A 26,532-nucleotide genomic window follows, 5' to 3' on the forward strand; every position below is an offset into this window, starting at 1 on the left:
TCGCCCGCCTGCGCGCCGATACCGGCATCGCTCCAGGACAAAACACCCGCCTGGCCTTCAATCTCGACAAGGCCGTGTTCTTCGATCCCAATAGCCAGCTCAGGATTGGGTGAGGGCCATTAGAGCGCCGCGCGCCTAACAAGACGCGCTAAGGACGCTCTAACACTTTGAGTTGGCGCATAATCCTTTCCGAAAATCGATTTCGATTTTCTGGGTTATGCGCTAGCCGGCCGTCACGCCCACCTTCACCGGGGGAAAACGCGAGGAGACCGCTTCGACGGTGATCTCGCCGGTGAACCCTGTCGCCTCCAGCCAGAAGCCGGCGGTGCCGCCCTGCAGCGGCACATTGGTCGGGCCGACGATCCTTGCCGGGCCGTGCACCTTCAGCGAAATGCTGTCGTTCATGAAGGGCAGGCGCTGGCCGCGCTGGTCGAGGGCGCGGATGATGACGCGTGTGCTGTCGCGTTCACGGGCTTTCAACGTCGAGCTATCGGCAACCACTTCCAGGGTCGTCGGCAATGGATCGGCCACCAGCGTCAGACTGGCCACCGGCTCGCCGCCGATATAGCCGGTGAAAGTGCCGTCGATCCATTCGAGACCCCAGGTGCCGAGCTCATCGGCGGTGAAGTGCCGATGGTCGAGCACGACGGGCGGATGCGGCAGATGCGGGTAATTTTCGCGATCCGGACCGATGCGCTTGCTGAGCGAGCCATATTGCAGCTCCACCTCGTCGCAGTTGGTCAGGATGATCAGCGGCAGCACGCCGCCGATATTGCGTTCGCCGCGCGCCCAGAAGGTCGCCGGCTTCATGACGATCTCCTCGGAAGGGTCGCACTGGCTGATATAGGCATAGGCCGCGAATTTCGGCTCGCGGAACATGTCCATGACGCCGTGATAGCAGATGCGGTCGCCGGAGCCGAAATCCTTGTGGGTGTTGTAATCGAACATGCACCAGCCGATGGCGCCGGAGATATCAGGATCGCCATAGGCGGCATTCAGCACTTCCAGGTGACGGCGCACATGCTCGGCCTGGCGCTGCTCCTGGTCATAAATCTTCGTCGGGTGCATGTGGCCGTTGAACTCGGTGATGAGGTACGGCACCTTGTGCGACAGTCCGGTATTTTCCTGCTGGGCGCGCAGCGCGGTGCGCGGGCGGTTGGCGCCCGGCAGTTCCTCATTGCCGAGGATGAAGTCGTTCATCGTGTAGACGTCTTCGAGCAGCTCGCTCTCGGTGAGATAACGCACGCCGCCGGTCTGGCGGGTGCTGTCGAGTTCACGGGCGAGGCGATTGGTCTCGGCGTAGAAATCGTGATTATCCTGCGATTCGTTGATGCGCACGCCCCAGATGATGATCGAGGGGTGGTTCCAGTCGCGCTCGATCATGCGGCGGACGTTCTCGATCGATTCCTGCTGCCAGTCGGCATCGCCGATATGCTGCCAGCCCGGGATCTCTTCGAAGACCAGCAGACCGATCGTGTCGCATCGGTCGAGGAACCATTTCGACTGCGGATAATGCGAGGTGCGGACGATATTGCACTTCAGCACCGTCTTCATGATGTCGGCGTCACGCTCCTGGGCGGAGCGGCCGGCGGCATAACCGACATAGGGGAAGGCCTGGTGGCGGTTGAGGCCGCGCAGCTTCAATGGCTTGCCGTTGAGGAGGAAACCTTCCGGCGTGAATTCGGCGGTGCGGAAGCCGAACCTGGTCGAGACACGGTCGGAGCCGTGTTCGGTCCTGATTTCGACGGTGACGTCATAGAGCGTGGGATCGGTGATGTCCCAGAGGGCGATGCCGGTGAGGCCGCCAAAGGAGAGCGTGGTGCGGCTGCCGATCGTTTCAGTGGCGGCGGTGGCGACCACCGTACCGTCGGCCTGTTTCAGCGTTGCGGTGACCGTCGCCGAGAAGCTGCGGCCCTCGGGATTGGCGATATCGACGCGTATGGTCGCCGATTTCTCCGGGCCGAGAACGTCTGTGGTTTCGATCTTGAGATTGCGGATCGAGACCGGGTCGGTGACCTTCAGCCAGACATCGCGGTAGATGCCAGCATAGGTCAGATAGTCGATACGGCCGCCGAAAGGCGGAATGTCGGGGTTTTCGCTGCCGTCGATCTTGACGGTGACGAGGTTCTCGCCCTTGACCAGCTTGCCGGTGAGGCGGGCCTCAAATGGGGTGTAGCCGTCCTTATGGGCAATGATTTCCTCGCCGTTCAGATAGACGACGCTGTCGGCCATGGCGGCGTCGAAGACGAGCGAAACTTCGCGGCCCTCGAATTCCGGCAGCCAGCGCAGCACCTTCTGATAGGTGAAGGCGCGCTGATAGCTGGTCTCGTCGAAATAGCTGAAGGGCAGTTCGACAGCGGTATGCGGCAGGCTGACCGACTTGGCGGCATCGAAAGTTTCGAGCAAGCGCTGGCCGAAGCCCTCGTGGAAACTCCAGCCTTCATTGAAGGAAACGACGGAACGCATTTCAGGCTCTCCAGATTACGGCATCAGGGACATTGCGGCACCTCTCGGCGCGTGAAAATCTGATCATCGGTATTCCTCCTCGATGCAATGGATGAGCGAGCCGCTAAAGCACGTCACAGCGAACTTGATTCATGCGACGCGCTTTAGCTTTTTTCATGCATGTCGTCACCCCGGAACCGCTGTACACTTCCAGGCGACATGCATCAGGCGGTCGAGCCCCAGCGGGCGGTGCAGGTGAGCGTGATGCTGTGCGGGCCTTCGATCTCGGCGTCATGCCGTTCGATCAATTCGACGACGGCATCGATGAAGGCGACGTGGTCGAGGCTCAGCGTGGTGAGGTCGTTGCAATCCCAGGCGGCCATGGCAATGCCGTCCTGGCCGACGATGGCGATATCATCCGGCGTGTTCTTGCCGAGCACCCGGCGGGCTGCATCGCGTGCGCCGATCGCCATGACATCGTTGCCACAGATGATGGCGTCGACCTTGTCACGGTGCAGCAGGAGCACGGCTTCCTTGAAGCCGGAATCATAGGAGTAGTCGCCGAAGGCCTGCGCCTCGAAGGCGAGGCCGCGCTTGGTCAGCGCATCGGCGAACCATTTGCGCCTGAGCTTGTCGATCCAGCTGGAATTGGTGCCGGAGAGGTAGGCGAAACGCTTTTTGCCGTCGCGAACGATCTTGCCGATGATCTCGTCGGCGGCCTCAGCGCCGTCGATGCGGATGCTGGAGACGTTTTCGTTGTCGAGCGGCTCGAAGGAGACGATGATCGGCTTCGTCGTGTGGAAGATATCAACGGCATCTTGCATCGACACCATGTCGGAGAAGACGACGACGTGATCGACCTGATAGGTGGAGGCAAGGCGCATCAATTGCAGCCGGTCGGAATGATCGGCGCAGCAGAGGATGATCGGCAGCAATTGTCTCGCTTGTAGGCGGTGGACGAGAAGCTGTTGTTCCTCAGCCTCGCAAGGGTTGCCGATCGCGTTGACGACCAGGGCGACGAGGCGCGAGCGCTGGTTGTTCAGTGAGCGGGCGATCGCGTTCGGCTGGTAGCCATGTTCACGGGCGACGGCAAGGATGCGGTCGCGCGTCGCGCTGCCGATGCGTGAATCCGGCGAGAAGGCGCGGGAAATGGTGGCGGAGGAGACGCCGGCGAGTTTCGCCAGTTCCTTCGAGGTGATCCGCCGTCTACTCATACCGCTCATCTTCAGCGCCTATCGGGCGACGATCCTGACGGAAGCGCCGTCGGCCGCTGCCGATTCCTTGATTGCATCCCATAGCCTAGCGAATCTGATGCCCATTTCAACGGAGCCGGAGTTTTCCATCTTTCCCTCGCGAATGGCGAGGAAATTCTTCATCGGATTGCCGAGAATCTCGGCTTCCTCGCGCGGCTCGGCAGTGCGCCCGACACTGATCTCGCGCCAGCCGCCCCAGGCGTCGATGCGCACGATCGCCTTTGAATAGAAGAAGGTGATGTGGGAGGCGCAGCCCGGAGGGCCTTCGCCGGCGGCCGTCAATGTCGCCAGCGCGCCGTTTTTCAGCCGGGCGGAGACGGCGGTGGCGATATCGACCTGTCTGCCGTGGTTGTTCATGTAGGCCGACACACTGTCGAAATCCGAATTGGCGAGCAGGCAGACGGTGTTCATCATGTGGGCGCCGGTATCGAACATGAAGCCGCCGCCGGAGATATCAGGCTGCTGCTTCCAGTGGCCGTCATAATTGGACGACCAGCTTTCCCAGATCATGCCCGATATGGCGATCAGCTCGCCGAATTCGCCGGCGAGGGCCCGCCGGCGTGTGTCGAGCACCAGCGGCGACAGGCCGCCCTGGAAGGCGGTGACGATGGTGACGCCGCTCTTTTTCTGCGCGGCGATCAGCCTCTCGGCTTCAGTGACTGTCGTCACCATCGGCTTTTCCAGGAAGAGGTCGAGGCCGGCCTCGGCCACGGCGGTTGCCTGCTCGGCATGGAAGGCATGCGGGGTGGAGACGTAGACGATGTCGAGTTCGCCCCGGCATTCCGCGAGCATCTGGCGATAATCCTCGAAGCTCCTCGGTTCTGGTGCGCCGGCGGCGAGGCAGACGTCGATCAGGCGCTGGCGCGACGCCGCCGTGGTGTCGGCGAGAGCAGCGAATTCGATCTCCGGCATCTTGACCCAGCTCTCGGCATATTCCGCCGCCTTCAAGCCAGCGCCGATGACGCCGAGGCGCAATTTCTCAGACATGAAATTCCTCCCTGAATACATTGTGCACACGATTACACAAACGGTATGGCGATGGCAATATCTAAATAAATAAGTAATATCAGTATATTAAAGCTCACTATCGAATCTTTTCAAAAACCGTCTTGTCAGCATTCGGAATGCGTGTACATTTTCACGACCGGTGCTGGAGGGCGCCGTGTCTCTACAAAAGGGAGGACTTCCGTTGAAGAAAATGGTTCTTGGCGGCCTATGCGCCATTCTGCTGAGCGCGGTTTCGACGCTGGCACAGGCAGAAACAATCCGAATTGCAAATCATGGTCAGGCCGGCATCGACGCGATGAAGTCGACGGTCGAGCGGATCGAAAAGAAATATGGCGTCACCGTCGAGGTCATCGAATATCCGGCGCCCGACAAGGACTACCTGACGAAACTCCTGACCGAGCTCGGCGCCGGCAACGCGCCCGACCTGTTCTCCATCCCGACGACGGCTGCGGTCGCCGACATGGTGGAAGCCGGTTACCTCGCGCCTGTTACCAAGGAGTTCAAGGCCTGGGACGGCTACGCCAACCTCTATGACGTCGCCAAGGAGCTTGCCGTCAGCCCGGATGGAGAAACCTATGTGATGCCGTTCATGCTCGGCATTCAGGAAATCTATTACCGCAAGGACGTTCTCGAAAAAGCCGCCATCTCGACCGAACAGCCGAAGACCTGGCAGGAACTTCTCGACCGCGCGGCCGAGATCAAGCAGAAGACCGGCGCCTACGGCCTGCTCTTTCCGGCCGGCGTTTCCTGGGGAAGCGGCGCCTTCGACGAAGGTTTCCAGCATCTGCTCGTCGGTTCCAAGACGCCGCAGCTCGTCGATGCCGACGGCAAGCTCGATCTGAATGGCGAAGGCATCAAGGATGTCTTCAACGTCTACAAGGAACTGATCGACAAGGATCTGATGCCGACGCAGCCGTTGCTCGGACCCGAGCCCTGGGTCGTGCCGAAGTACCAGATGTTCCCGGAAGGCAAGCTCGCCGCGACCACCTGCGGCTCCTGGTGCTATATTTTCGACTGGGGTCGCGAAAGCAAGAACCCGATCCCTGACGTGACGAAGGTGGTCGGCACCTGGACGGTTCCCGGCCAGAGCAGCGGCCAGTATGTGCTGGCCAATCTCGCTGCGCCGTGGGCCGTCAATTCCAAGTCGGCCAATACCGAGCTGGCGATCAAGGCGCTGATGGAGATCGGCTCGATCGAGACTCAGGTTTCCTACGCCGCCCGCATCGGCAACATCCCGGCCAGCAAGGATGCGGCTGGCAATGCCGAGTTCCAGAAGCTGACGGAGCTGGTTCCGATCCATGCCGCGGCCGGGAACGGCGTGTTCCTGAAGCAGGCCTCCGGATTTGGTACGGTCTCGGAAGGGGTCGCGCGGGCCACCGAAGCGCTGCTCCGCAAGGAAACCGATGCCGCCGGCGCCCAGAAGATCCTTGTCGACTACGTCAAGGAAACGCTCGGCGACGACATGGTCAAGTAAGCTCCGGCACCCTCTCTTCCGCCACGACGGGGACGCGGCGCCAACGCCCGCGTCTTCCCGCTTTCATTCGATAAGCCGGTTCCATCGATAAGGTTTGTGAGCTTCCATGGCCCGAAACTCTCATGAAAAGCGCGCCGAGCGGCAATGGCTGCTGATCCTGCTGCCCTCGCTGGTGCTGCTTCTGGCCTTCGTCATCTATCCGGCCCTCTATTCGATCTATCTGAGCTTCACCAATGAGGCGCTGACCGGGGCCGCGGCCCTTCGGCCCCGTTTCGTTGGTTTCAGGAATTACACGCGGCTCTTCAACGACGCGAAGTTCTGGAATTCGCTGTTCGTCACCTTCGTCTTCGTCATCGGTTCGGCGGTGATCGGCCAGTTCGTGCTCGGCCTGATCTCGGCAATTGCGTTGCGCCGGCCGATCCGCTTTCGGCGGGTGTTTTCGTCGATCATCCTGTTGCCGAATGCAGCCCCTGAAGTCGTCGCCGGTTTCATGTGGATCTCGATGCTGGCGGGCGGCGACAATGCCACACTCAGCCGCATCGTCAGTTTTTTCGGCATCACGCCGGCCGACTGGCTGCAGGTCTTCCCGCTGTCGATGATCATCGTCGTCAACACCTGGCGCGGCATCGCCACGGCGATGATCCTGCTAACGGCCGGCCTCAGTACCATTCCGGCGGAGATCTATGAGGCAGCGCGCATGGACGGCGCCACCCCATCGCAGATGTTCCGCCGCATCACCCTGCCGCTGATGATGCCGACGATCCTGCTCTATATGTTGATCTCCGCCGTCTCCACCATCGCCGTCTTCGGCCTCGTCTATGCGCTGACGCGCGGCGGACCGGGCGGGGCGACCGAGGTGGTCAGCATCTATATCTACAACCAGTCCTTTACGTCGTTCCAGCTGGGTTATGGTGCCGCGGTCGCCGTCGTCGCGCTCGTCATCTCGCTGATATTAGGTATCGCCTATGTCCGGGCCATGAAGGTGGAGGTCTGACATGGCCGTCGTTTCCCCAAGTGAAACTGCAAACAAGGGTCGCTCCGACCTCATCGCCTATGCGACGCTGTCGCTGATCTCGATCTTCTGCGCGGTGCCTTTCTTCTGGGTGCTGCTCGCCTCGCTCGACGGCAATGCCCAGCTCTTCCTGCATTGGCCGGAGCAGTGGACTTTCGCCAATTATATCAGGGTCTTCACCAAGGAGGACGGGGCGAAGTGGCTGTTCAATTCGCTCTTCGTGGTCGCTAGCGCGACGCTGCTCGTCATGGTGCTTTCGGGGCTCGGCGGTTATGCACTGTCGCGCACCCGGGCCTGGTGGAAGCTGCCCTTCCTCTACGCGATCCTGCTCATCCGTGTGCTGCCGCCGACGGCGCTCGTCGTGCCGCTCTACAAATTCCTGCTGACGCTGAACAATGCGGAAGCGGCGGTGCTCAGACCGATCTTCGGCAGCTATGCCCGCGACATCATGCGCTGGACCGGCTTCATCGACGGTTATCTCGGGTTGATCCTGGTGCTGGCGACGATGCAATTGCCGTTGGCGCTCTGGATCATGAAGACCTTCTTCGACGGGCTGCCGAGGGACTATGAGGAGGCGGCGCTGATGGATGGGGCGACACTCATCCAGCGCATCCGCCGGGTGTTGATCCCGCTGGCGCTGCCGGGGCTTGCCGCTGCTGGGCTGTTCGCCTTCATGTCGGCCTGGGGCGATTTCCTGCTGCCGCTGATCCTCCTGTCGTCGCCGGAGCTGCAGACGCTGCCGCTCGGTCTCTTCCGCGCCTTCCTGCGCATCAACGAGATCGATTACGGCCTGCTGACCGCGCTGGCATTCATCTATCTGCTGCCCGCCGTCGTCGCCTTCGGTTTTGCGCGGCGCTTCCTCGTCCAGACGTTTTCGGGCGGCGTGAAGGGCTGAGATCAAGAAAGAGAAACAGATGATCAATCTCAGAAACGTTCGCAAATTCTACGGCGCGCTCGAGGTCATCAAGGGCGTCGACATTACCGTGGAAGACGGAGAATTCGCGGTTTTCGTCGGCCCCTCCGGCTGCGGCAAGTCCACGCTGCTGCGGATGATCGCCGGCCTCGAAGGCATCGATGACGGCGACCTTATCCTCAACGGCAAACGCATCAACGACGTGCCGCCCGACAAGCGCGGCATTGCCATGGTGTTCCAGTCCTATGCGCTCTATCCGCATATGAGCGTTGCCGAAAACATTGGCTTCTCGCTCAGCCTGAAGAAGGTGCCGGAGGCGGAAATCCGCCGGCAGGTGGAAGGTGTCGCCGAAATCCTGCAGCTCACCGACTACCTCGACCGCCGCCCGGCCGCCCTTTCCGGCGGCCAGCGCCAGCGCGTGGCGATCGGCCGCGCCATCATCAAGAAACCGGCGCTGATCCTGTTCGACGAACCGCTGTCGAACCTCGATTCGGCGCTGCGCGTGCAGATGCGCGCCGAGCTGCAACGCCTGCACCGCGAGCTGAAGGCGACGGTCGTCTACGTCACGCACGACCAGGTGGAGGCGATGACGATGGCGGACCGCATCGTCGTGCTGAACAAGGGCGTCGTCGCTCAACAGGGCGCGCCGATGGATCTCTACCATCAGCCGGACAACGAATTTGTCGCAACTTTCATCGGCTCGCCAAAGATGAACGTGCTGCCGATGACGGCGACGCGCCGGGATGGCGGCAAGGTGCATCTGGAAAGCCCGCTCGGCCTTTCCATCGACCTTTCAGACGGCAATGGCGCCGTGCAGCAGGGCGAGGCGAAGCTCGGCATTCGGCCGGAACATCTGAAGCTCGCACCCCAAGGGCAGGGTGATTTTTCGGCCGAGGTCGTCATCGTCGAGCGTTTGGGCGTGGAGACCTATCTGACAGTCGGTTCGCAGCAGCAGCCGATCGTCGTACGCGCCGAAGGCGATATCGCGGTGCGGCCGGGCGATCGTGTGTCGCTGACTGCCGAGCGCGCCGGTTGCCATCTGTTTGATTCCGCCGGCCGGGTAATCCGTTCGGCAACCGCTTGAAACACATCGAGGAATGACATGACAATCAAGGTCACGATCTGGAACGAAGGGCGCCACGAGCAGGTCCACAAGGAAGTTCAGGATATCTATCCTGATCGTATCGACGGAGCGATCGCTGCCGGTATCGCCCACCCCGATTTCGAGGTCCGCCGCGGTACGCTAGACGATCCGGATGAAGGGCTGCCGGATTCCGTGCTCAATGATACCGACGTGCTGCTCTGGTGGGGGCATATGGCGCATGAGGAGGTCAGCGACGGGCTGATCGACCGCGTGCAGCAGCGCGTGCTGAAGGGCATGGGCCTGCTGGTCCTGCATTCCGGCCATCATTCCAAGCTCTTCCGCCGGCTGATGGGGACCAATGCCAACCTTTCCTGGCGCGAGACGCCTGATGGCGACCTGGAGCGCGTCTGGGTGGTCAATCCCTCGCATCCTATCGCCGAGGGGCTGCCGCCCTATTTCGAGGTCAATGCCTCGGAAATGTACGGCGAACCCTTCGACATTCCGCAGCCGGACGAGCTGGTGTTCATCTCCTGGTATTCCGGCGGCGAGGTGTTCCGCAGCGGCTGCACCTTCCAGCGCGGGCGTGGGCGCATCTTCTTCTTCAGCCCCGGCCACGAGACCTACCCGATCTATCACGACAAGACCGTGCATAAGGTGATCTCGAACGGCATCCGCTGGGCGCGGCAGAAACACACCGATGGCCGCATTCTGGAAAACTGGCACCGGGCCGAGCCGCTGCACGGGCGTCCCGACAAGGTGAAGGCCTGATCTATGGATATTGTGCGCCGGTCGTTTTGATATAGATCGAATAGACCGAACGTGTCGCGGTGATGAAGAGCCGGTTTTTCTTGGGGCCGCCGAAGGTGAGGTTGGACACCGTCTGTGGCACCCTGATCTTGCCGAGCAGGGTTCCGTCGGGCGAAAAGCAGTGCACGCCGTCGGAGGCACTCGTCCAGAGATTGCCGGCGACATCGAAACGAAAACCGTCGGGATGGCCGACATCGAGGCTACAGAAGTAGCGGCTGTTGGCAAGCGCCTTGCCGTCGGTGACGTCGAAAACGCGGATATGGCGCGGCACTTCATGTTTTGCGGAGCCGGAATCGGCAATATAAAGCTTCGTCTCATCGGGCGAGAAGGCAAGGCCGTTCGGCTGGATGAAATCCTCGACGACGGCGTCGATCGCGCCGCTTGCCGGGTCGATCCGGTAGACATTGCGCGTCGACTGCTCGGGTTCGGCCTTGTGGCCCTCGTAATCCGACAGGATGCCGTAGGTCGGATCGGTGAACCAGACCCCGCCGTCGGAGTGCACGACGACGTCGTTCGGCGAGTTCAGCCGTTTGCCCTGATAGCTGTCGGCGAGAACGGTGATGGTGCCGTCCGTCTCGGTGCGGGTGACACGGCGGCCGCCATGTTCGCAGGAGACCAGCCGGCCCTGCCGGTCGCGGGTATTGCCATTGACGTAGTTGGAGGGTGAGCGGAAGACGGAGACCGTCCCATCCGGTGTCCAGCGCATCATGCGTTCATTCGGGATATCGCTCCAGAGAAGGCAGTTCAGGTCGGAAAACCAGACCGGGCCTTCCGTCCAGCGGCAGCCGGAATAAAGCTCCTCGAGGCCGGCGCTGCCGATGACCATTGCACCGAAGCGTTCGTCGCGGATCTCATAAATCGGATTGTCGCCCATGCCAGTTTCCTCCCTGAATGCTGCCGTTCTTTTCCTAGCGGCAAAAAGCTGGAGGTGCCAGAGCCCGGCGATGGAAATGCCAGGCTCCGGTTTCGTCAGAGGGCCGCGACCGGATGCGGCGAGCCGTCGTAGGCTCCCCAGACCGATTGGTCGAAGCAGATGACCGAGCCGGTCATCAGGCCGGATTCGGAAGACGACAGGTAAGCGCAGGCGCGCGCCACCTCGTGCGGATCGACGAGACGGCCGAAGGGCTGGCTTGCCGCCGCCTTCTCCAGCCAGTCGGCCGGTGCGCCGTGATATTCGCGCTGAATGCGGTCCTCGCCTTCAGAGGCCATCCAACCGATGTTCAGACCATTGACGCGGATGCGGTTGCGCAGGAGCGCATAGGCGGTGTTCTTCGTCAGCGTTTCCAGCGCGCCCTTGGAGGCGCAATATGCGGCGATGAAGGGCTGGCCGGCTTTGGCCGACATCGAGCCGATGTTGACGATCGTACCCTCGATGTTTTCGCGGCGCATGACCTTCACCGCTTCCTGCATCAGGAAAAACGGCGCGCGAACATTGACGGCGAACATTGCGTCGAAGAGTTCCGGGCTGGTGTCGAGGATGGTGCCGCGATCGGTGATGGCGGCGGCATTGACCAGCGCATCGACACGACCGAAGGTCTCGTCGCAGGCGCGCACGACATTCTGTGCATCCTCGACCTTGCCGAGGTCGGACTTGACGTAGACGATCCTGGCGCCGGTCGCAGCCGAAATCTCCGCCGCCTTCGCCTTGCCCTTGGCTTCGTTGCGGCCGCAGATGACGATGCCTTTTGCACCGCGTTCGGCGAAGAGGCGGGCGATTGTCGCGCCCAATCCTTGCGTGCCGCCGGTGACGATGGCGATCTTGCCGTCAAGGCGGCCGTGGTCTGTGCTCATGTGGTTCCTCCATTGCGATGATGTGCGAATGGCCTCCCGCGGGTGCGGGAGGCTTTTATGTCAGTGCGGATGCAAGAGGCTCAAGCTTCCAAATCAGCTCAGCTTCTTCTGCGCCTGCTCGGCAAGTGCTGCCGTAAAGAGTTCATCGCTCCAGCCTTCTTTCAGCGCCTCATGCATCAGTTGCGCTTGTGTCTTCGGCGCCAGTCCGCCAAGCGGCGGGTCGCGGTCGAGGTTGGTCGGGAAGGAGTAGCCCTCGGCGCAGGCGGCGACGGCGTTGGCGATTTCGTCAGGCGAGAGCCTGCCCAGCAAGGCCTTCAAAGCGGGAAACAGCCTGGCGCTCATCTTCTCGCGGTTGACGGTTTCCATCGCCCGGCCGAAGGCGGAGGAGACCTGCAGGAGGTTGGCGACGCGCTTGATGTCGGCCGAGCGGTTGGTGCCGGCGGCATGGAAAAGGGCGGGATTGAAGAAGACGAGGTCGCCTTTTTCGAGCGGCAGCTGGACATGGTTGGTCTCGAAATAATCCAGGAACTCCTGCCGCTTCAGCGCGAGGTAACCCGGCACATAGGTCTGGCTGTGCGGCAGGAAGAGTGTCGGGCCGCTTTCGAGAGGCATGTCGCAATGGGCGACCGCACCCTGCAATGTCAGCACCGGCGAGAGCCGGTGCACATGCGCCGGGAATTGTTCGATCACCTTTGAGGACTGAAAGCCGAGATGATAGTCGCGATGCGCCGACTGCGCCGAACCGCCCGGATTGACGCGGTTGACCTGCGCCGTCATCTGGTAGCTTGGGCCGAGCCAGGCTTCGCTTGCCAGCGCGATGATGGCGTTGCCGTAATATTCGGCGAAATTTGCCGGATCGGCGAGGCAATGTTTTTCCAGCGAGTTCCAGATACGGTCGTTGGCACCAGGCTTGGCGAAGTGATCGCCGCCGCCGGTCGAAGTGCGGTGCTGTTCCTCGATGATCGCATCGAAGATCGTGCTGGCGCGGTCGATGATGCCGGTGTCTTCGTAAGCGCGCTTGAACACGACGACACCAGGACCTTCGCCGAAGGCATCGCAGATTTCCGCCAGCACGGCGCGTCGGCCTTCTGGCGTTGCGGCCGTCGTCATCACCTTGCGGCTATCATAGATCAGCACGTTTTTTTCGACCGCAGACGCCGAGGGGTAATCGGCAAGTGCCGTCGTCTTTTCCGCAAGGGCGCGAAACTCATCGAGATCGCATGCGTCTTCGCTCAGCCAGACGCGGTCGGCGCGCAGTTTCTGCTGGTTGTCGGTTTTCATGGTGGGCTCCTCCGTCTTTCCAATGGAGGCACTATACGCCGCGATGCCAGGTGATATAGATCAGAATTCCATCAAAAAACCATCAGACCGATCGCATGGCACACCTCTTTCTCGTTAAGGATATTGCCTTCCAGGCAGGGCTCAGCACTGCGACCGTCGACCGGGTGCTGAACGGCAGGCCGGGCGTGCGCCGGCAGACCGAGATGCGGGTGAAGGCGGCGATCGCGGAGCTGGAGAAGCAGCAGGCCGGGGCGATGGGCAGCGGGCGGGTGCTGGCGATCGATATCGTCATGGAGACACCGCAGCGTTTCAGCGATGCGGTGCGCGCCGCCTTCGAGGCGGAGATGGCGACCTTTCTGCCGGGCGTCTTCCGCTGTCGCTTCCATTTTGCCGAGGTGATGAAGCCGGCCGAGCTGGCGCAGCTTCTCGATCGCATCCGGCTGCGTGGCACGCACGGCATCGTACTCAAGGCGCCTGACGTCACCGAGGTGGCTGCCGCCGTCGCGCGGGCGGATGCGACCGGCATTCCGGTCGTGACGCTGGTGACCGACCTGCCGAATTCGGCCCGCATCGCCTATGCCGGCGCCGACAACCGGGCAGCGGGAGAGACCGCCGCCTATCTGATCGGCGAATTCCTCGGGAGTGATGGCGGCAAGGTGCTGGTAACGCTGTCGAGCGGACGGTTCCGCGGCGAGGAGGAGCGCGAAATCGGCTTTCGCCGCGTCATCCGCGCCCGCTATCCCGACATCGGCATTACCGAAATCAGCGAGGGGCACGGCACCGATGCCGCGACAGGAACGCTTGCCGCGGCAGCCCTTGCGGCCGATCCCGCCATCAACGCCGTCTATTCGATCGGCGGCGGCAACCGGGCGGTGCTTGCGGCCTTCGACGCGGCCAAACGTCCCGTCCGCGTTTTCGTCGCCCATGATCTCGATGCGGATAATCGCGCCCTGCTTGCGGCGCGTCGGATCGGCTTCGTGCTGCATCATGATCTCAGAACCGATGCGCGTACGGCCTTCCGAGCGATCATGAGCCGGGCGACTGCCTTGCCGCGAGCGGTTTCGCCCTCGCTTTCAACAGTCGAAATCGTCACGCCCTACAATATGCCCGCGGGCGATTGAGCCAATTGGCTTTCCTTCGATGCCGAATTCGAGCTACAACTTTAGTACGAGTGAAGGTGAGAACATGGATTACAGCGACGTCAGCACGATTGCAGCGTGGATCACGGAGCAGGGACTGAAGGGCGCTTCGGAAGCCGAGCTCATGACCGGTTTCTGCTCGGCTTGCCGGGATGCCGGCCTGCCGCTCGACCGTGGTCTGGCGCTGATGGATACGCTGCATCCGGTGCATGAGGGCCGCGCCTTCCGCTGGGACAGCGTCGAGGAAGTCCAGACCGAATTCGAATATGGTCCGACGATCTCGGGGGAGGCGGCGTCGAACTGGCAACGTTCGGCCTTCTATCATCTTTGGTCTCGCGACGAGCGGGAGATACGCCGGCGTCTCGGCTTCGGCGATCCGATCGATTTTTCCATGCTCGATACGATCGCTGAAGCCGGTCACACCGACTTTGTGGCGATGATGCATCGTTTTTCCGAGGCCGGCACGATCGGCGAGATGGATTGCTTCTTCTCGCATTTCGCGACGAAACATCCTGAGGGCTTTTCCGATCACGACCTCGCCATTCTGCGCAAGCTGGTGCCGGTGCTGGGGCTGGCGATCAAATGTATCGCGCTCGGGCGTATCGCCCGCACCATCGCCGAGGTCTATCTCGGCGAGGACGCCGCGCGCCAGGTGATGGAAGGCAAGATCAGCCGCGGCAAATCGGAGCGAATTTCCGCGGCACTCTGGTTTTCGGACCTGCTGAACTACACCAAGATCTCCGACAGCGTGCCGCCGGAGGAGATCATCCCGCTGCTCAACGACTATAGCGAGGCGGTGATTACGGCGGTCCACGAATCCGGCGGCAACGTGCTGAAGCTGATCGGCGACGGTGTGCTCGCCATCTTTAAGGGCGAGGTGCCGGCGGAGACGTGTCGTGCGGCGCTAAGTGCCGAATCGTTGCTGCGGGAAAAGCTGACCACGCTGAATGCCGCGCGTGCGGCCGACGGCCGGGCGACGACCGACGTCTATATCGGCCTGCATATCGGCGATGTCTTCTACGGCAATATCGGCAGCCAGGACCGGTTGGACTTCACCGTCATCGGACCTGCCGTCAACGAGGTCAGCCGGATCGCCTCGATGTGTCGTTCCGTCGATCTCAACCTGCTGATCTCCTCCGATTTCGCCGCGGCGATACCGGAGCAGCAGCGTACCGCACTCGCCTGCGTCGGACGCTATGCGTTGCGTGGCGTGCAGCGCGCGCAGGAACTTTATACTCTCGACAGCGCCCGGCTGAACGGCTGAGTTCCTGACTGCAAGGGCTATCGCAACAGGCCCTGACCGCCGTCAATCCAGATTGGCGTACCGGTAATGTGTCGGGCGCGCTCGGATGCGAGGAAAAGGATGGTTTCGGCGACATCCTCGCTCTTGCCTGCCTTGCCGCCGGCAATCGGGATATCGCCCTCAGGCCAGATGACCGGAACCTCCGTTTCCTCGCGGTGGCGGCTGTCGGTATTGGCGCTGATATTGGTCTCGATCTCGCCGGGGCAGACGGCATTGACGCGGATGCCGTGCCGGCCGAGTTCGAGGGCGAGCTGCTGGACCATGGCGACCTGGCCGGCCTTGGTTGCGGTGTAGGCGGTGGCACCCGGCTCGAGCGCCGTGCGTCCTTTCGGACGCACAAAGGACGCTCTAACTCTTTCAATCCTCGTATCGTGCTTTCCGAAAATCGATTCCGATTTTCGGGCCGATGCTAGAGCTTCCTGAGGAGGCTGTGGCTCAACGCCCATTTCTCCGGCCCGTGGACCGCGGCAAAGAGCAGACCGGCGAGGAAGGTAAAGTGATCGACGAAGAAGCCGAACTCGGCCTGGTTCTGCTGCCAATGGGACGGACCGTGGAAGGCGAAAGCGAGGAAGATCACATAGATGGCTGCGAGCAGGCTGGCCTCGGTGAAGAAAGCTCCTGATATGAAAGCGAGCGCCAGCGCGATCTCGAAGAAGGCGGCGACCCAGGCAAGGAATGTCGCCATCGGAAAGCCGGCAGCGGTGATATAGCCGGCCGTCGCACCGATATCGGCGAACTTGAAGCCGGCGGCCATGAAGAAGACGAAGCTGAAGATGATGCGGCCGACGATGATTGCGATTGCTCTGGCCATTTTGAAATCTCCTCTTTGAGCTTCGACTATGACGGACGGAACACGCGATATCCTACACGGGGAATGAAAAAGGGCCGCTTGCGCGACCCTATCACTTTGAGTTGCGCATAATCCTTTCCGAAAATCGGTTCCGATTTTCGGGGTTATGCGCTGTCACCACTCGGCGAAGCTGCCGTCGGCGTGCCGCCAGATCGGGTTGCGCCAGCGGTGACCTTCCTTGGCGCGCTCGATGACATAGGCTTCGTCGACCTCGATGCCGAGACCCGGACCCTGCGGGATCGAGACGAAACCATCGGCATAGTGGAACACCTCCTTGTTGGAGATATAGTCGAGGATGTCGTTGCCCTTGTTGTAGTGGATGCCGAGGCTCTGTTCCTGGATGAAGGCATTGTAGCTGACGGCATCGACCTGCAGGCAGGCGGCGAGCGCGATCGGGCCCAGCGGGCAATGCGGCGCTAGCGCCACGTCGTAGGCTTCGGCCATCGCCGCGATCTTGCGGCATTCGGTGATGCCGCCGGCATGGGAGAGATCCGGCTGGATGATGTCGACATAACCGTCGGAGAGAACCTGCTTGAAGTCCCAGCGCGAAAAGAGCCGTTCACCGAGCGCGATCGGCGTCGACGTATGGTTGACGATATCGCGCAGCGCTTCCTTGTTTTCGGAAAGCACCGGCTCTTCGATGAACATCAGCTTGTAGGGATCCAGCTCCTTGGCGAGAACCTTCGCCATCGGCTTGTGGACGCGGCCGTGGAAATCGACGCCGATGCCGATATGCGGGCCGATCGCCTCGCGGATGGCGGCGATGGTCTCGACTGCTTTCTCTACCTTTTCGTTGGTGTCAACGATCTGCATTTCCTCGCAGCCATTGAGCTTGATCGCCTTGAAGCCGCGGGCAACCACTTCCTTGGCATTGTTGGCGACATCCGAGGGACGATCGCCGCCGATCCAGGAATAGACCTTGATGCGATCACGGAGCTGGCCGCCGAGCAGGGAATGGATCGGCTGGCCGAGCGCTTTGCCCTTGATGTCCCACAGCGCCTGGTCGATGCCCGAGATCGCGCTCATGTGGACGGCGCCGCCGCGATAGAAGCCGCCGCGATACATCACGGTCCAGTGGTCTTCGATCAGGAAAGGATCCTTGCCGATCAGGTAGTCTTCCAGCTCATGGACGGCGGCCTGAACGGTGAGCGCACGGCCTTCGACGACCGGCTCGCCCCAGCCGACGATGCCTTCATCGGTCTCGACCTTCAAAAACAGCCAGCGCGGGGGAACGATATAGGTGGTGAGTTTGGTGATCTTCATCGCTGTTCTTTCAGTCTCTTCCCGGGTTTGCGATCGGCGGCACGTCCGCAGATTTGTCGTGATCGGTCATTTCGTTCTGCCGATCGCTTTTTCGGCGGCGGCTAGATCGCGCACCGCAAGATCGAGCATGCGGTTGGCGCATTCACGGGCGCCTGTTTTGTCGCGCATGCGCAGGGCCTCGACCAGCTGGCCGTGAACGAGCACCGCATCCTCGCGATTCTCGACACCGATATTGGAGGCATGCAGCGCATATTTCAGCGCCGCGTGAATGGCGCTCGACAGGCGGCGGAAGACCTGATTGTGGCTGGCGGTGAGCAGCACCGTGTGGAACATGACGTCGGCATCGGTGAAGCTTTCCGGGTCGCGGGCGCTGTCGCGCATCTGCCGCCAGGCATTGTCGAGATCGGCGATCTCCTGGGCGCTGGCGCGCTCGGCGGCATATTCGGCGGCTGCCGGCTCGATGGTGCGGCGGGCTTCGAGAATGCAGCCGAGCAGGTCGAAATCCTTGATATAGGGACCCATCCATTCAAGCACGTCAGCGTCGAGGATATTCCAGTCGTCCTTGTCGCAGACGGTGGTTCCGATGCGCGGCTTGCCACGAACAAGGCCTTTGGATTCCAGCACTTTCAACGATTCGCGAATGACGGTGCGGCTGACGCCGTAGAGTTCGCAGAGATCGTTCTCGCGGGGCAGCGGCGAGCCCGAGGGATAGCGGTCCGCACAGATATCCTGAGCGATCGCCGCCGTGACGTTGCGGCGTACGCGCGGTCGGCGCTCGATGCGGCGGCTTTCGGCCCCGCTCTGTCGCTCGATTGTTTCCAACTCACCTCTCCGCTCTGTCTCGCGTGCTAGGCAATCGAACCTGATTATCCGAATTCGATCCGCTTTGCGACGCTTCCTCCCGGCATCTCGTCAATAATCCTATTATTCCAATCATCATACATTGGCAATTGACTGGTATGATGATTTATCATAATTCATTGGACGTTGCCTGGGAGGCAGCTGCTCGGTTTTTGAGAGTTTAGGGAGAGAGACATGCGCTTGTTCAAAGCAGCCATTCTGGCTGGCACTTTTGCCATTCTGGCAGCCGGCTCGGCATTTTCCGCGGACGTCAAGATAGGGTTTATCGTCAAGCAGCCTGAGGAGCCGTGGTTCCAGGACGAATGGAAATTCGCCGACCAGGCCGCCAAGGAAAAAGGCTTCACCGTCGTCAAGATCGGCGCCGAAGACGGCGAGAAGGTCCAGTCGGCGATCGATAATCTCGGCGCTCAGGGTGCGCAGGGCTTCATCATCTGCACGCCCGACGTCAAGCTCGGTCCCGGCATCGTCGCCAAGGCTGAAGCCAACCAGCTGAAGCTGATGACCGTCGACGACCGCCTCGTCAGCGCCGACGGCAAGCCGCTGGAAGACGTGCCGCATATGGGCATTTCAGCCACCAAGATCGGCGAGAGCGTCGGCCAGGCGATCGTCGACGAAATCAAGAAGCGTGGCTGGGACATGAAGAATGTCGGCGCCGTGCGGGTCTCCTATGACCAGCTGCCGACGGCCGTCGACCGCGTCGAAGGTGCGATGTCGGTGCTGAAGTCCGCCGGTTTCCCGGCCGAAAACATCTATGATGCGCCACAGGCGAAGACGGATACGGAAGCGGCGCTCAACGCGGCAACCACCGTTCTCAACAAGCATGCCGACGTGAAATACTGGGTCGCCTTCGGCCTCAACGACGAAGCTGTCCTCGGCGCCGTCCGTGCCTCCGAATCGGTCGGTATTCCGGCCGCCAACGTCATCGGTGTCGGCATTGGCGGCGCGGAATCGGCGATCAATGAATTCAAGAAGCCGGCGGCGACGGGCTTCTTCGGCACCGTCATCATCTCGCCGAAGCGCCACGGCTACGAAACGGCGCTCAACATGTACGACTGGATTGCCAACGACAAGGAGCCGGCAAAGCTGACGCTGACCTCCGGTTCCCTAGCGCTGCGCGACGATTATGAGAAGGTCCGCAAGGATCTTGGCATCGAGTGATCGTCCTTCCAAGATGATATCGTCCGGCGGCCGCACAGCGTGCCGCCGGGTCTTTCTCGACGGAGCGATGATGGCTTTCCTCGAATTCAGCAATATCTCCAAGGGTTACCCCGGCGTGCAGGCGCTGGCGAATGTTTCCTTCACGGTCGAGAAGGGCGCCGTCCACGGACTGATGGGCGAAAACGGTGCCGGTAAATCGACGCTGATCCGCGTACTGTCAGGCGATCAGGCCGCCGATGGCGGCAACATCCTCATCGACGGCGAGGAACAGAGATACGGGTCCGTCCGCGACGCCTTCCATGCCGGCGTCATCGTCATCCATCAGGAACTGCAGCTCGTTCCGGAGTTGACGGTCGCCGAAAATCTATGGCTCGGGCGCTTTCCGGCCAAGGGCGGCGTCATCCATTCGAAGATACTGATCGAGACGGTGCGGTCGAAGCTCCAGGAGATCGGCATCGATGTCGATCCGTCGGCCAAGGTCGCCTCGCTTTCGATCGGTGCGCGGCAGATGGTCGAGATCGCCAAGGCCGTCATGCTCGATGCGCGGGTGATTGCGCTCGACGAGCCGACCTCCTCGCTTTCCTCGCGCGAAAGCGAAATCCTGTTTTCACTCATCGACAGGCTGAAGGCGAAGGGAACGGTCATCCTCTACGTCTCGCATCGTCTCGACGAGATCTTCCGTCTTTGCGACAGCCTGACAGTGCTGCGCGACGGCAAACTTGCCGCCCACCATCCTCAGATCGCCGAAACCACGCGCGAACAGATCATTTCGGAAATGGTCGGACGCGAGATCAGCAATGTCTGGGGCTGGCGCGAACGCGCGCTCGGCGACGTACGGCTGGAGGTCAAGGGCCTGTCGGGGTCAAGGCTGCGTCATCCGATCAGCTTTTCCGTCCGCCAGGGCGAAATTCTCGGTTTCTTCGGGTTGATCGGCGCCGGCCGCAGCGAGATGGCTCGGTTGCTTTACGGCGCCGACACCAGGCATCAGGGCCGGGTCACGATCGACGGCATTGCCGTTTCGCCGAACAATCCGAAGGCGGCGATCAATGCCGGCATGGTACTCTGCCCCGAGGACCGCAAGTTCGACGGCATCGTCCAAGGGCGATCGATCGAAGAGAATATCGCGATCTCGTCACGCCGGCATTTTTCGCCCTTCGGCATTCTGAGCCCAAGACAAGAGGCGGCGCTGGCGGATCGGTTCATCGCCAAGCTTCGGGTGCGGACGCCGTCGCGCAAGCAGGACATCATCAACCTCTCGGGCGGCAATCAGCAGAAGGTCATTCTCGGCCGCTGGCTGTCCGAGCAGGGCATCAAGGTCCTGGTCATCGACGAGCCGACGCGCGGCATCGATGTCGGGGCGAAATCGGAAATCTACGAAATCCTCTACGAACTTGCGGCCGGCGGCATGGCGATCGTGGTGATATCAAGCGAGTTGCCCGAAGTCATGGGCATTTCCGATCGCATCATGGTGATGTGCCAGGGCAGGGTGGCGGCCAATGTCATCCGCCAGGATTTCGACGAGCGCAACATCCTGACGGCAGCGCTTCCCGACAAGAATGCCGCAGGCACCATTTAGGATTGGGAATACAGACGATGAATTCGTTGAAAAAAATCCTTCTCGGCGAACAGGGGCTGGTGGTGATCTTCACTGCTGCCTTCGTGATCGTCTCGCTCTTCGTTCCGAACTTCCTGACCGAGCGAAACATGCTGGGGCTGCTACAGTCGGTCGTCACGATCGGCATCGTTGCCTGCACGATGATGTTCTGCCTGGCGTCGCGCGATTTCGACCTTTCGGTCGGATCGATCGTCGCCTTCTCCGGCATGATCGCGGTAATGGTCTCGAATGCGACGGGCTCCATTCCCGTCGGGCTGCTCGCTGCCCTGCTTTGCGGCGCCGTCGTTGGTTTCGTTAACGGCATCGTCATTGCGCGCTTTCGCATCAATGCGCTGATCACCACGCTTGCGACCATGCAGATCGTGCGCGGGCTGGCGCTGATCGCCTCCGATGGCCGCGCCGTCGGCATCAATGATCCCGCCTTCTACCAGCTTGCCTTGTCGCGATTTCTGACCGTGCCGACGCCGATCTGGATCATGCTGATCCTTTTCATCCTCTTCGGTTTCGTGCTCAATCGCACCGTCTTCGGCAAGAACACCCTGGCGATCGGCGGCAATCCCGAGGCCTCGCGGCTTGCCGGCGTCAATGTCGTCAACATGCGCATCTGGATCTTTGCGCTGCAGGGACTTGTCTGCGGCATTGCCGGCATCCTGCTTGCCTCCCGCATCACCTCCGGCCAGCCGAATGCGGCGACAGGGCTTGAGCTTTCGGTGATTTCGGCCTGCGTTCTCGGTGGCGTTTCGCTGGCCGGCGGCCGGGCGGCGATGAGCGGCGTCATCGTCGGCGTGCTGATCATGGGCATTGCCGAAAACGTCATGAACCTCTTGAATATCCAGGCGTTCTATCAGTATGTGGTCCGCGGGCTGATCCTGCTGATCGCAGTGTTGCTCGACAATTTGAGATCTTCGGCTGCAGGACGGCGCGGATGAGCCAGGGACAAGCCGGTAACGACATCGAACTGAGGCATGGCGATCTCGCCGTCCGGGTCAGCCGTCGGGGTGCCGCCGTCACCGCCGCGACGTATCGAGGCATCCCCTTTCTCGTGGCGGCCGGCGGTCCTGAAGGTATGATGGCGAATTTCGCGATGGTGCCGTTCGGCAATCGCGTGGAAGGCAATATCATGTCCTTTGCCGGACGCGACTATGCCTTCCAGCCGAATACTTCCGATCCGCTCTATCGGCACGGCGACGGCTGGCTCAGCCTCTGGCAGCTTGAAGACTCCAGCCCGGAGCATGCGCAGTTCTGCTTTTCCCGCAGCGCCGACAGTGTTTCACCTTATGCCTATCTTACTCGGCAGGAGATCCGTCTCGCCGGCAATGCACTGGTGCTGAGGCTTTCCGTGGAAAACCGCGGCGAAGCGGCTCTTCCTTTCGGGCTCGGTCAACATCCCTTCTTCGCGCGCACGCCAAAGACGCGACTGACGATTGCGGCCGATCGCTATTGGAGCGAGCGGCCGGACCATCTGCCCGAGATGCCTGGCCCTGTGCCGGACTATTTCGATTTCAGATCCGAAAAGCTTTTGCCGCAGAGATGGATGAACAATGCCTTCGAGGGCTGGAATGGGCGGGCGGCAATCGCCTGGCCGGAACTTGGAATTCAGGCGGCGCTGGAAGCCGACGGTGCGCTCGATCGCTTCATGCTGTATATGCCGGTCAACCGGAGCGACTTCTTCTGCCTCGAGCCGATGAGCCACCTGCCGAACGGCCATCACCTTCGTGATTTCGGTGGGCTTGCGCCGCTTGCGCCGGGGGAGGCTCTTGCCGGCACGGTGACGATCCTGATGTCGGAACTGCCGGTTCAATCGGAGGTGAGATAGATGGGCGGCCGCCTGCAGGGCAAGAACATCCTGATAACAGGTGCCGCGCAGGGTATCGGTCTTGCGATGGCGAAGGCTTTCATGCGGGAGGATGCCGCCGTCTTTCTCGTCGATCGCGATGCCGCGCTGCTGGCGAAGACAACGAAAGAGCTCCAGAGCAGTGGCGGCCGGCTTGGTTATCTGCCGGCCGATATTACCGATGCCGGGACGATCACGACATTGGTCGCTCAGGCGAATGAAGAGATCGGACAGCTGAACGCGCTCGTCAACAATGCCGGGGTGAATGTCTTTGCCGAACCGCTCGAGACGACGGACGAGGAATGGAACCGCTGCTTCGACATCAATCTGAAGGGCGCATGGAACTGCTGCAAGGCGGTGCTGCCGGGCCTGATCGAACAGGGCGGCGGCGTTATCCTCAACATCGCCTCGACGCACGCTTTCACCATCATCCCGCACACATTTCCCTATCCGCTGGCAAAACACGCTCTGCTCGGAATGACGAAATCCTTAGGGCTCGAATATGCGGCTCGCAATATCCGCGTGAACGCGCTGGCGCCGGGCTATGTCTCGACGCAGAAGGTGATCGATTACTGGAACGGCTTCCCTGATCCGGAGGCGGCAAAGGCCGAGACGATGAAACTGCATCCCGGCGGGCGCATCGCGACGCCGGAGGAGATCGCCATGGCGGCCGTGTTCATGATCTCGGACGAGTGCCCGTTCATCAATGCCACCTGCCTGACGATCGACGGCGGCCTCAGCGTGCTGCAGCATTCCGCCTGAAGGGCTTCGACCCCGCTATTTTTACAAGCCTGTCGTCTTCTCGATATAGAGCATTATATTGCCCATCGGGAAGGCTATCTGATCTCCCGCAGGCATGGAGCGGCCCCTGCCGCTTTCTGAAAACACAATTGAAAACAGGAGGACGGCATGCAGATCAATCGCACGGCTTCGGCTCATTGGACCGGTGGCCTCAAGGACGGAAAAGGCCTGATCTCGACGCAGAGCGGCGCCTTGAAGGATTATCCCTACGGCTTTGCGAGCCGCTTCGAAGGCGTTGCCGGCACCAACCCGGAAGAACTGATAGGTGCCGCCCATGCCGGCTGCTTCACCATGGCGCTGTCGTTGATCCTCGGTGAAGCCGGCTTTACCGCCGAGCATATGGAAACCTCTGCCAAGGTAACGCTCGAAAGCGTCGAGGGCGGCTTTGCCATCACCGCCATCCATCTCTCGCTCTCCGGCCGTATTCCTGGTGCCGATGAGGCGACCTTCACCGAACTCGCCAATAAGGCAAAGGCCGGCTGCCCGGTTTCCAAGGCGCTCGCCTCTGTGCCGATCACACTCGACGTCAAGATCGTCTGACACGTCACTCCATTGAAGACGTGCCGCGCGCTTCTCGCCGCGGCACTTTCCATTTGCGGCCCGCATTCTCGGGTCTGATTATTCCGAAGTCATTGGCTGTCGGCATGACGGGTTCGGTACAGGCCTTCTCCCTGTGCATCGATCTTCTCAAGTCGTCGCTTGTGCCGGATCCGTCCTCAATCCGCGACGCTTGTGCTGCGCCGCGGCATATTGACAAGTAGCGCCTGATATTTTACGACTGACGAAATTCGAAAATCGTCAGTCGTAATTCAGGCCTCGAAACTTATGAACGATCTCACGGAAAATACACTCGACATCACGCGGCAGGAGAATGTCACGCGTATTCTCGATGCGGCTGAGCGGCTGTTCCGTCACTATGGCTACAGCAAGACGACGGTGGCCGACATTGCCCGCGATCTCGGCATGTCGCCGGCCAATATTTATCGTTTCTTCGCCTCCAAGGTAGAGATCCACCAGGCGCTCTGCGGGCGCATGCTCGCCATGTGCTATCAGATCGCCTACGACGTTCGCCATCAGCCGGCCAGCGCCAGCGAAAGGCTGCGCCGTTATGTCGAGACCCAGTATCAGTGGACGCTGGATGTGATGCTCGACGAGACGAAGGTGCACGAGATGATCATCGTCGCGATCGAGCGCGACTGGCATGTCATCGAAAAACATATCGACCGCGTTCATGATCTCATTGCCGAAATCATCGCCGAAGGCATTGCAGCCGGAGAATTCGCCGAGCAGGACCCGGTCGTTGCCTCGCGTTGCTTCGGCGCCGCGACGACCACTCTCTGCCATCCGCAGATGGTGGCGCAATGTCTTGCCAAAACCAACCGCGCGAGCGTCGACGAACTGATCAGCTATGCGATCAGGGCGCTGAAGAAATAATGGACGGCGGCCGCCGTCGGAACCCCCGAAACGATCCAGGAGTGCGGAAGATGTTTTCGCTCAAGACCCTCAGCCATCGCATGCCGTCCGTCGCCAGCCTCGTGCTCGTGGGCGCCATCGGCATCGGCATTTCTGCCTGCTCGGAAGAGAAGGCTGAGGTCAAGGAGGTCATCCGGCCGGTGAAGGTCGTCGAGATCGCCAAGGCCGGCGACACGCGCAAGCTCGACTATTCGGGCTCGGTCAAGGCGCGCACGGAGATGAACCTCGGGTTTCGCGTCGCCGGCAAGATCACCGAGCGCCTGGTCGATATCGGCGACCGGGTGACGCCGGGCGATGTTCTCGCCCGCGTCGACGCCACCGATTACCAGCTGGCGGTCAGAACGGCGGAAGCCAATCTCGCCTCGGCGGAAAGGGGCGTCGAAACCACCGATCTGGTCAACAAACGCGCCGAGCAGCTTTTCGACAAGAGCGTCGCTCCGAAGTCGCAGGTCGAACAGGCCTCGCTCAGCCATGACCAGGCGATCTCACAGCGCGATGCCGCACTTTCCGCGCTCGACCAGGCGAAGAACCAGGTGAGCTACACCGAGCTCAAGGCCGGCCAGAACGGTATCGTGACTGCTATCAATGCCGATACCGGCCAGGTCGTCGGCTCTGGCACCGCCGTCGTCACCGTTGCCGTCGACGGCGAGAAGGAAGTGCAGATCGCGGTTCCGGAAAACGACATTGCCGAATTCAAGCCGGGCAAGACAGTCAAGGCAAGCTTCTGGGCCGACGACAGGCTGGTACTCGACGGCAAGGTGCGGGAGGTTTCCGGAAGCGCCGACCAGCAGTCGCGCACCTTTGCAGTCCGGGTAAGCCTGCCGAACGATCCGCGCGTATTGCTCGGCATGACGGCGACGATCGAGGCCGACGTCAGCAATGGCAGCAGCTATGTCTCGATCCCGCTCAGCGCACTGGCTGAGAAGGACGGCAAGCAGATGGTCTGGACCGTCGACCGCGACACGGCGACCGTGCATGGCCGCGACATCAAGGTTGCCGATTTCACCGGCGACGGCGTGCATGTGACCGAGGGTCTCGATAGCGGCGATCTCGTCGTTTCGGCCGGCACGCAGTTCATGAGCGAGAACCTGAAGGTGAAGGTGCCGGACCAGCAGTCGGCCCTGGCCGCCACGGACCAGACCGTCCGCTGATCGCGCCACAGGATAT

The 26,532-nt window shown here is 61.4% G+C and carries 24 protein-coding genes and 1 pseudogene; 15 read left to right on the forward strand and 10 right to left on the reverse strand.

Annotation, left to right across the window (positions count from 1 at the left end):
* Nucleotides 1-222 precede the first annotated feature (222 nt).
* The 3 genes from C3Y91_RS19165 to C3Y91_RS19175 form a co-directional block, all read right to left on the reverse strand.
* Nucleotides 223-2,466: a glycoside hydrolase family 2 protein gene (locus tag C3Y91_RS19165; protein ID WP_168575697.1), complete on the reverse strand. Its 2,244-nt coding sequence runs from the start codon at nt 2,464-2,466 to the stop codon at nt 223-225.
* A gap of 203 nt (nt 2,467-2,669) precedes the next feature.
* Nucleotides 2,670-3,668 carry a LacI family DNA-binding transcriptional regulator gene (locus C3Y91_RS19170; RefSeq protein WP_105007459.1) on the reverse strand — a complete coding sequence of 333 codons (999 nt, stop codon included), beginning with the start codon at nt 3,666-3,668 and terminating at the stop codon, nt 2,670-2,672.
* 9 nt (nt 3,669-3,677) lie between these two features.
* Nucleotides 3,678-4,685 (reverse strand): Gfo/Idh/MocA family protein, encoded by a 1,008-nt coding sequence (locus C3Y91_RS19175; protein ID WP_105007458.1) that lies wholly within the window; start codon nt 4,683-4,685, stop codon nt 3,678-3,680.
* A gap of 202 nt (nt 4,686-4,887) precedes the next feature.
* On the opposite strand from C3Y91_RS19175, the gene C3Y91_RS19180 reads away from it, so the two are divergent.
* The 5 genes from C3Y91_RS19180 to C3Y91_RS19200 all read left to right on the forward strand — a co-directional run bounded on the left by C3Y91_RS19180 (nt 4,888) and on the right by C3Y91_RS19200 (nt 9,957).
* Entirely contained in the window at nt 4,888-6,180 is a 1,293-nt protein-coding gene (locus tag C3Y91_RS19180; RefSeq protein ID WP_105007457.1) for an ABC transporter substrate-binding protein, read from the forward strand.
* 106 nt (nt 6,181-6,286) lie between these two features.
* Nucleotides 6,287-7,174, forward strand: coding sequence for a carbohydrate ABC transporter permease (locus C3Y91_RS19185; RefSeq protein ID WP_003543165.1), 888 nt, complete (start codon nt 6,287-6,289; stop codon nt 7,172-7,174).
* A 1-nt stretch (nt 7,175) separates the two neighbouring features.
* Complete coding sequence (locus C3Y91_RS19190) at nt 7,176-8,087, forward strand: carbohydrate ABC transporter permease (protein WP_105007456.1); 912 nt, start codon at nt 7,176-7,178, stop codon at nt 8,085-8,087.
* A gap of 19 nt (nt 8,088-8,106) precedes the next feature.
* Entirely contained in the window at nt 8,107-9,189 is a 1,083-nt protein-coding gene (locus tag C3Y91_RS19195) for an ABC transporter ATP-binding protein (protein ID WP_012759093.1), read from the forward strand.
* Nucleotides 9,190-9,207: 18 nt separating this feature from the next.
* The gene (locus C3Y91_RS19200) at nt 9,208-9,957 is read left to right on the forward strand and encodes a ThuA domain-containing protein (RefSeq protein ID WP_105007455.1); all 750 of its coding nucleotides are present in this window, start codon (nt 9,208-9,210) and stop codon (nt 9,955-9,957) included.
* Between the two features lies 1 nt (nt 9,958).
* Here C3Y91_RS19200 and C3Y91_RS19205 read toward each other — a convergent pair whose 3' ends face one another.
* The 3 genes from C3Y91_RS19205 to C3Y91_RS19215 all read right to left on the reverse strand — a co-directional run bounded on the left by C3Y91_RS19205 (nt 9,959) and on the right by C3Y91_RS19215 (nt 13,068).
* A complete protein-coding gene (locus tag C3Y91_RS19205) occupies nt 9,959-10,870 on the reverse strand; it encodes an SMP-30/gluconolactonase/LRE family protein (protein ID WP_017995259.1) in 912 nt (303 codons plus the stop codon).
* Between the two features lie 95 nt (nt 10,871-10,965).
* The gene (locus C3Y91_RS19210; RefSeq protein ID WP_017995258.1) at nt 10,966-11,787 is read right to left on the reverse strand and encodes an SDR family oxidoreductase; all 822 of its coding nucleotides are present in this window, start codon (nt 11,785-11,787) and stop codon (nt 10,966-10,968) included.
* A gap of 93 nt (nt 11,788-11,880) precedes the next feature.
* Complete coding sequence (locus tag C3Y91_RS19215) at nt 11,881-13,068, reverse strand: phytanoyl-CoA dioxygenase family protein (protein WP_012759089.1); 1,188 nt, start codon at nt 13,066-13,068, stop codon at nt 11,881-11,883.
* A gap of 95 nt (nt 13,069-13,163) precedes the next feature.
* Between C3Y91_RS19215 and C3Y91_RS19220 the strand changes: the two genes are divergently transcribed.
* Together C3Y91_RS19220 and C3Y91_RS19225 are read left to right on the forward strand one after the other, a co-directional pair.
* On the forward strand, nt 13,164-14,189 hold the full coding sequence (locus tag C3Y91_RS19220; protein WP_105007453.1) for a LacI family DNA-binding transcriptional regulator: 1,026 nt from the start codon (nt 13,164-13,166) through the stop codon (nt 14,187-14,189).
* 64 nt (nt 14,190-14,253) lie between these two features.
* The gene (locus C3Y91_RS19225) at nt 14,254-15,471 is read left to right on the forward strand and encodes an adenylate/guanylate cyclase domain-containing protein (RefSeq protein WP_105007452.1); all 1,218 of its coding nucleotides are present in this window, start codon (nt 14,254-14,256) and stop codon (nt 15,469-15,471) included.
* Between the two features lie 17 nt (nt 15,472-15,488).
* Here the strand turns inward: C3Y91_RS19225 and C3Y91_RS19230 are convergent.
* From C3Y91_RS19230 to C3Y91_RS19245, 4 genes and pseudogenes are all read right to left on the reverse strand, one after another.
* Nucleotides 15,489-15,833 (reverse strand): annotated as a pseudogene (locus C3Y91_RS19230) (SDR family oxidoreductase); the annotation flags it as partial.
* A gap of 86 nt (nt 15,834-15,919) precedes the next feature.
* Nucleotides 15,920-16,321, reverse strand: coding sequence for a DoxX family protein (locus C3Y91_RS19235; RefSeq protein ID WP_105007451.1), 402 nt, complete (start codon nt 16,319-16,321; stop codon nt 15,920-15,922).
* Between the two features lie 153 nt (nt 16,322-16,474).
* Nucleotides 16,475-17,623, reverse strand: coding sequence for a galactonate dehydratase (gene dgoD / locus C3Y91_RS19240; protein ID WP_064249342.1), 1,149 nt, complete (start codon nt 17,621-17,623; stop codon nt 16,475-16,477).
* Nucleotides 17,624-17,689: 66 nt separating this feature from the next.
* Nucleotides 17,690-18,445, reverse strand: coding sequence for a FadR/GntR family transcriptional regulator (locus C3Y91_RS19245; protein WP_105007450.1), 756 nt, complete (start codon nt 18,443-18,445; stop codon nt 17,690-17,692).
* Nucleotides 18,446-18,658: 213 nt separating this feature from the next.
* Between C3Y91_RS19245 and C3Y91_RS19250 the strand changes: the two genes are divergently transcribed.
* The 8 genes from C3Y91_RS19250 to C3Y91_RS19285 all read left to right on the forward strand — a co-directional run bounded on the left by C3Y91_RS19250 (nt 18,659) and on the right by C3Y91_RS19285 (nt 26,516).
* Nucleotides 18,659-19,642 (forward strand): arabinose ABC transporter substrate-binding protein, encoded by a 984-nt coding sequence (locus tag C3Y91_RS19250; protein WP_168575698.1) that lies wholly within the window; start codon nt 18,659-18,661, stop codon nt 19,640-19,642.
* Nucleotides 19,643-19,712: 70 nt separating this feature from the next.
* Nucleotides 19,713-21,218 carry an L-arabinose ABC transporter ATP-binding protein AraG gene (gene araG / locus C3Y91_RS19255; protein ID WP_168575699.1) on the forward strand — a complete coding sequence of 502 codons (1,506 nt, stop codon included), beginning with the start codon at nt 19,713-19,715 and terminating at the stop codon, nt 21,216-21,218.
* A 17-nt stretch (nt 21,219-21,235) separates the two neighbouring features.
* Nucleotides 21,236-22,186: an L-arabinose ABC transporter permease AraH gene (araH, locus tag C3Y91_RS19260; protein WP_105007448.1), complete on the forward strand. Its 951-nt coding sequence runs from the start codon at nt 21,236-21,238 to the stop codon at nt 22,184-22,186.
* Entirely contained in the window at nt 22,183-23,073 is an 891-nt protein-coding gene (locus tag C3Y91_RS19265; RefSeq protein WP_105007447.1) for an aldose 1-epimerase, read from the forward strand. The genes araH and C3Y91_RS19265 overlap by 4 nt, the downstream gene beginning before the upstream one ends.
* Nucleotides 23,074-23,853: an SDR family oxidoreductase gene (locus tag C3Y91_RS19270; protein WP_105007446.1), complete on the forward strand. Its 780-nt coding sequence runs from the start codon at nt 23,074-23,076 to the stop codon at nt 23,851-23,853.
* Nucleotides 23,854-24,000: 147 nt separating this feature from the next.
* Nucleotides 24,001-24,432: an OsmC family protein gene (locus C3Y91_RS19275; protein ID WP_017967997.1), complete on the forward strand. Its 432-nt coding sequence runs from the start codon at nt 24,001-24,003 to the stop codon at nt 24,430-24,432.
* A 285-nt stretch (nt 24,433-24,717) separates the two neighbouring features.
* Nucleotides 24,718-25,326 carry a TetR/AcrR family transcriptional regulator gene (locus tag C3Y91_RS19280; RefSeq protein ID WP_168575700.1) on the forward strand — a complete coding sequence of 203 codons (609 nt, stop codon included), beginning with the start codon at nt 24,718-24,720 and terminating at the stop codon, nt 25,324-25,326.
* Between the two features lie 50 nt (nt 25,327-25,376).
* On the forward strand, nt 25,377-26,516 hold the full coding sequence (locus tag C3Y91_RS19285; RefSeq protein WP_130763802.1) for an efflux RND transporter periplasmic adaptor subunit: 1,140 nt from the start codon (nt 25,377-25,379) through the stop codon (nt 26,514-26,516).
* The last annotated feature ends 16 nt before the right edge of the window (nt 26,517-26,532 follow it).

This window comes from Rhizobium ruizarguesonis (assembly GCF_012349115.1).
Classification (GTDB): Bacteria; Pseudomonadota; Alphaproteobacteria; order Rhizobiales; family Rhizobiaceae; genus Rhizobium; species Rhizobium ruizarguesonis.

Bases quoted from the DNA above. Each gene is read 5' to 3' on its own strand.
- C3Y91_RS19175 (WP_105007458.1), bottom strand. From the start codon at position 4,685: ATGTCTGAGAAATTGCGCCTCGGCGTCATCGGCGCTGGCTTGAAGGCG.
- C3Y91_RS19250 (WP_168575698.1), top strand. From the start codon at position 18,659: ATGCGCTTGTTCAAAGCAGCCATTCTGGCTGGCACTTTTGCCATTCTG.
- C3Y91_RS19285 (WP_130763802.1), top strand. From the start codon at position 25,377: ATGTTTTCGCTCAAGACCCTCAGCCATCGCATGCCGTCCGTCGCCAGC.
- C3Y91_RS19225 (WP_105007452.1), top strand. From the start codon at position 14,254: ATGGATTACAGCGACGTCAGCACGATTGCAGCGTGGATCACGGAGCAG.
- C3Y91_RS19195 (WP_012759093.1), top strand. From the start codon at position 8,107: ATGATCAATCTCAGAAACGTTCGCAAATTCTACGGCGCGCTCGAGGTC.
- C3Y91_RS19275 (WP_017967997.1), top strand. From the start codon at position 24,001: ATGCAGATCAATCGCACGGCTTCGGCTCATTGGACCGGTGGCCTCAAG.
- araH (WP_105007448.1), top strand. From the start codon at position 21,236: ATGAATTCGTTGAAAAAAATCCTTCTCGGCGAACAGGGGCTGGTGGTG.
- C3Y91_RS19210 (WP_017995258.1), bottom strand. From the start codon at position 11,787: ATGAGCACAGACCACGGCCGCCTTGACGGCAAGATCGCCATCGTCACC.
- C3Y91_RS19265 (WP_105007447.1), top strand. From the start codon at position 22,183: ATGAGCCAGGGACAAGCCGGTAACGACATCGAACTGAGGCATGGCGAT.
- C3Y91_RS19165 (WP_168575697.1), bottom strand. From the start codon at position 2,466: ATGCGTTCCGTCGTTTCCTTCAATGAAGGCTGGAGTTTCCACGAGGGC.
- C3Y91_RS19185 (WP_003543165.1), top strand. From the start codon at position 6,287: ATGGCCCGAAACTCTCATGAAAAGCGCGCCGAGCGGCAATGGCTGCTG.
- C3Y91_RS19235 (WP_105007451.1), bottom strand. From the start codon at position 16,321: ATGGCCAGAGCAATCGCAATCATCGTCGGCCGCATCATCTTCAGCTTC.
- C3Y91_RS19215 (WP_012759089.1), bottom strand. From the start codon at position 13,068: ATGAAAACCGACAACCAGCAGAAACTGCGCGCCGACCGCGTCTGGCTG.
- C3Y91_RS19280 (WP_168575700.1), top strand. From the start codon at position 24,718: ATGAACGATCTCACGGAAAATACACTCGACATCACGCGGCAGGAGAAT.
- araG (WP_168575699.1), top strand. From the start codon at position 19,713: ATGGCTTTCCTCGAATTCAGCAATATCTCCAAGGGTTACCCCGGCGTG.
- C3Y91_RS19170 (WP_105007459.1), bottom strand. From the start codon at position 3,668: ATGAGCGGTATGAGTAGACGGCGGATCACCTCGAAGGAACTGGCGAAA.
- C3Y91_RS19270 (WP_105007446.1), top strand. From the start codon at position 23,074: ATGGGCGGCCGCCTGCAGGGCAAGAACATCCTGATAACAGGTGCCGCG.
- C3Y91_RS19190 (WP_105007456.1), top strand. From the start codon at position 7,176: ATGGCCGTCGTTTCCCCAAGTGAAACTGCAAACAAGGGTCGCTCCGAC.
- C3Y91_RS19220 (WP_105007453.1), top strand. From the start codon at position 13,164: ATGGCACACCTCTTTCTCGTTAAGGATATTGCCTTCCAGGCAGGGCTC.
- C3Y91_RS19205 (WP_017995259.1), bottom strand. From the start codon at position 10,870: ATGGGCGACAATCCGATTTATGAGATCCGCGACGAACGCTTCGGTGCA.
- dgoD (WP_064249342.1), bottom strand. From the start codon at position 17,623: ATGAAGATCACCAAACTCACCACCTATATCGTTCCCCCGCGCTGGCTG.
- C3Y91_RS19200 (WP_105007455.1), top strand. From the start codon at position 9,208: ATGACAATCAAGGTCACGATCTGGAACGAAGGGCGCCACGAGCAGGTC.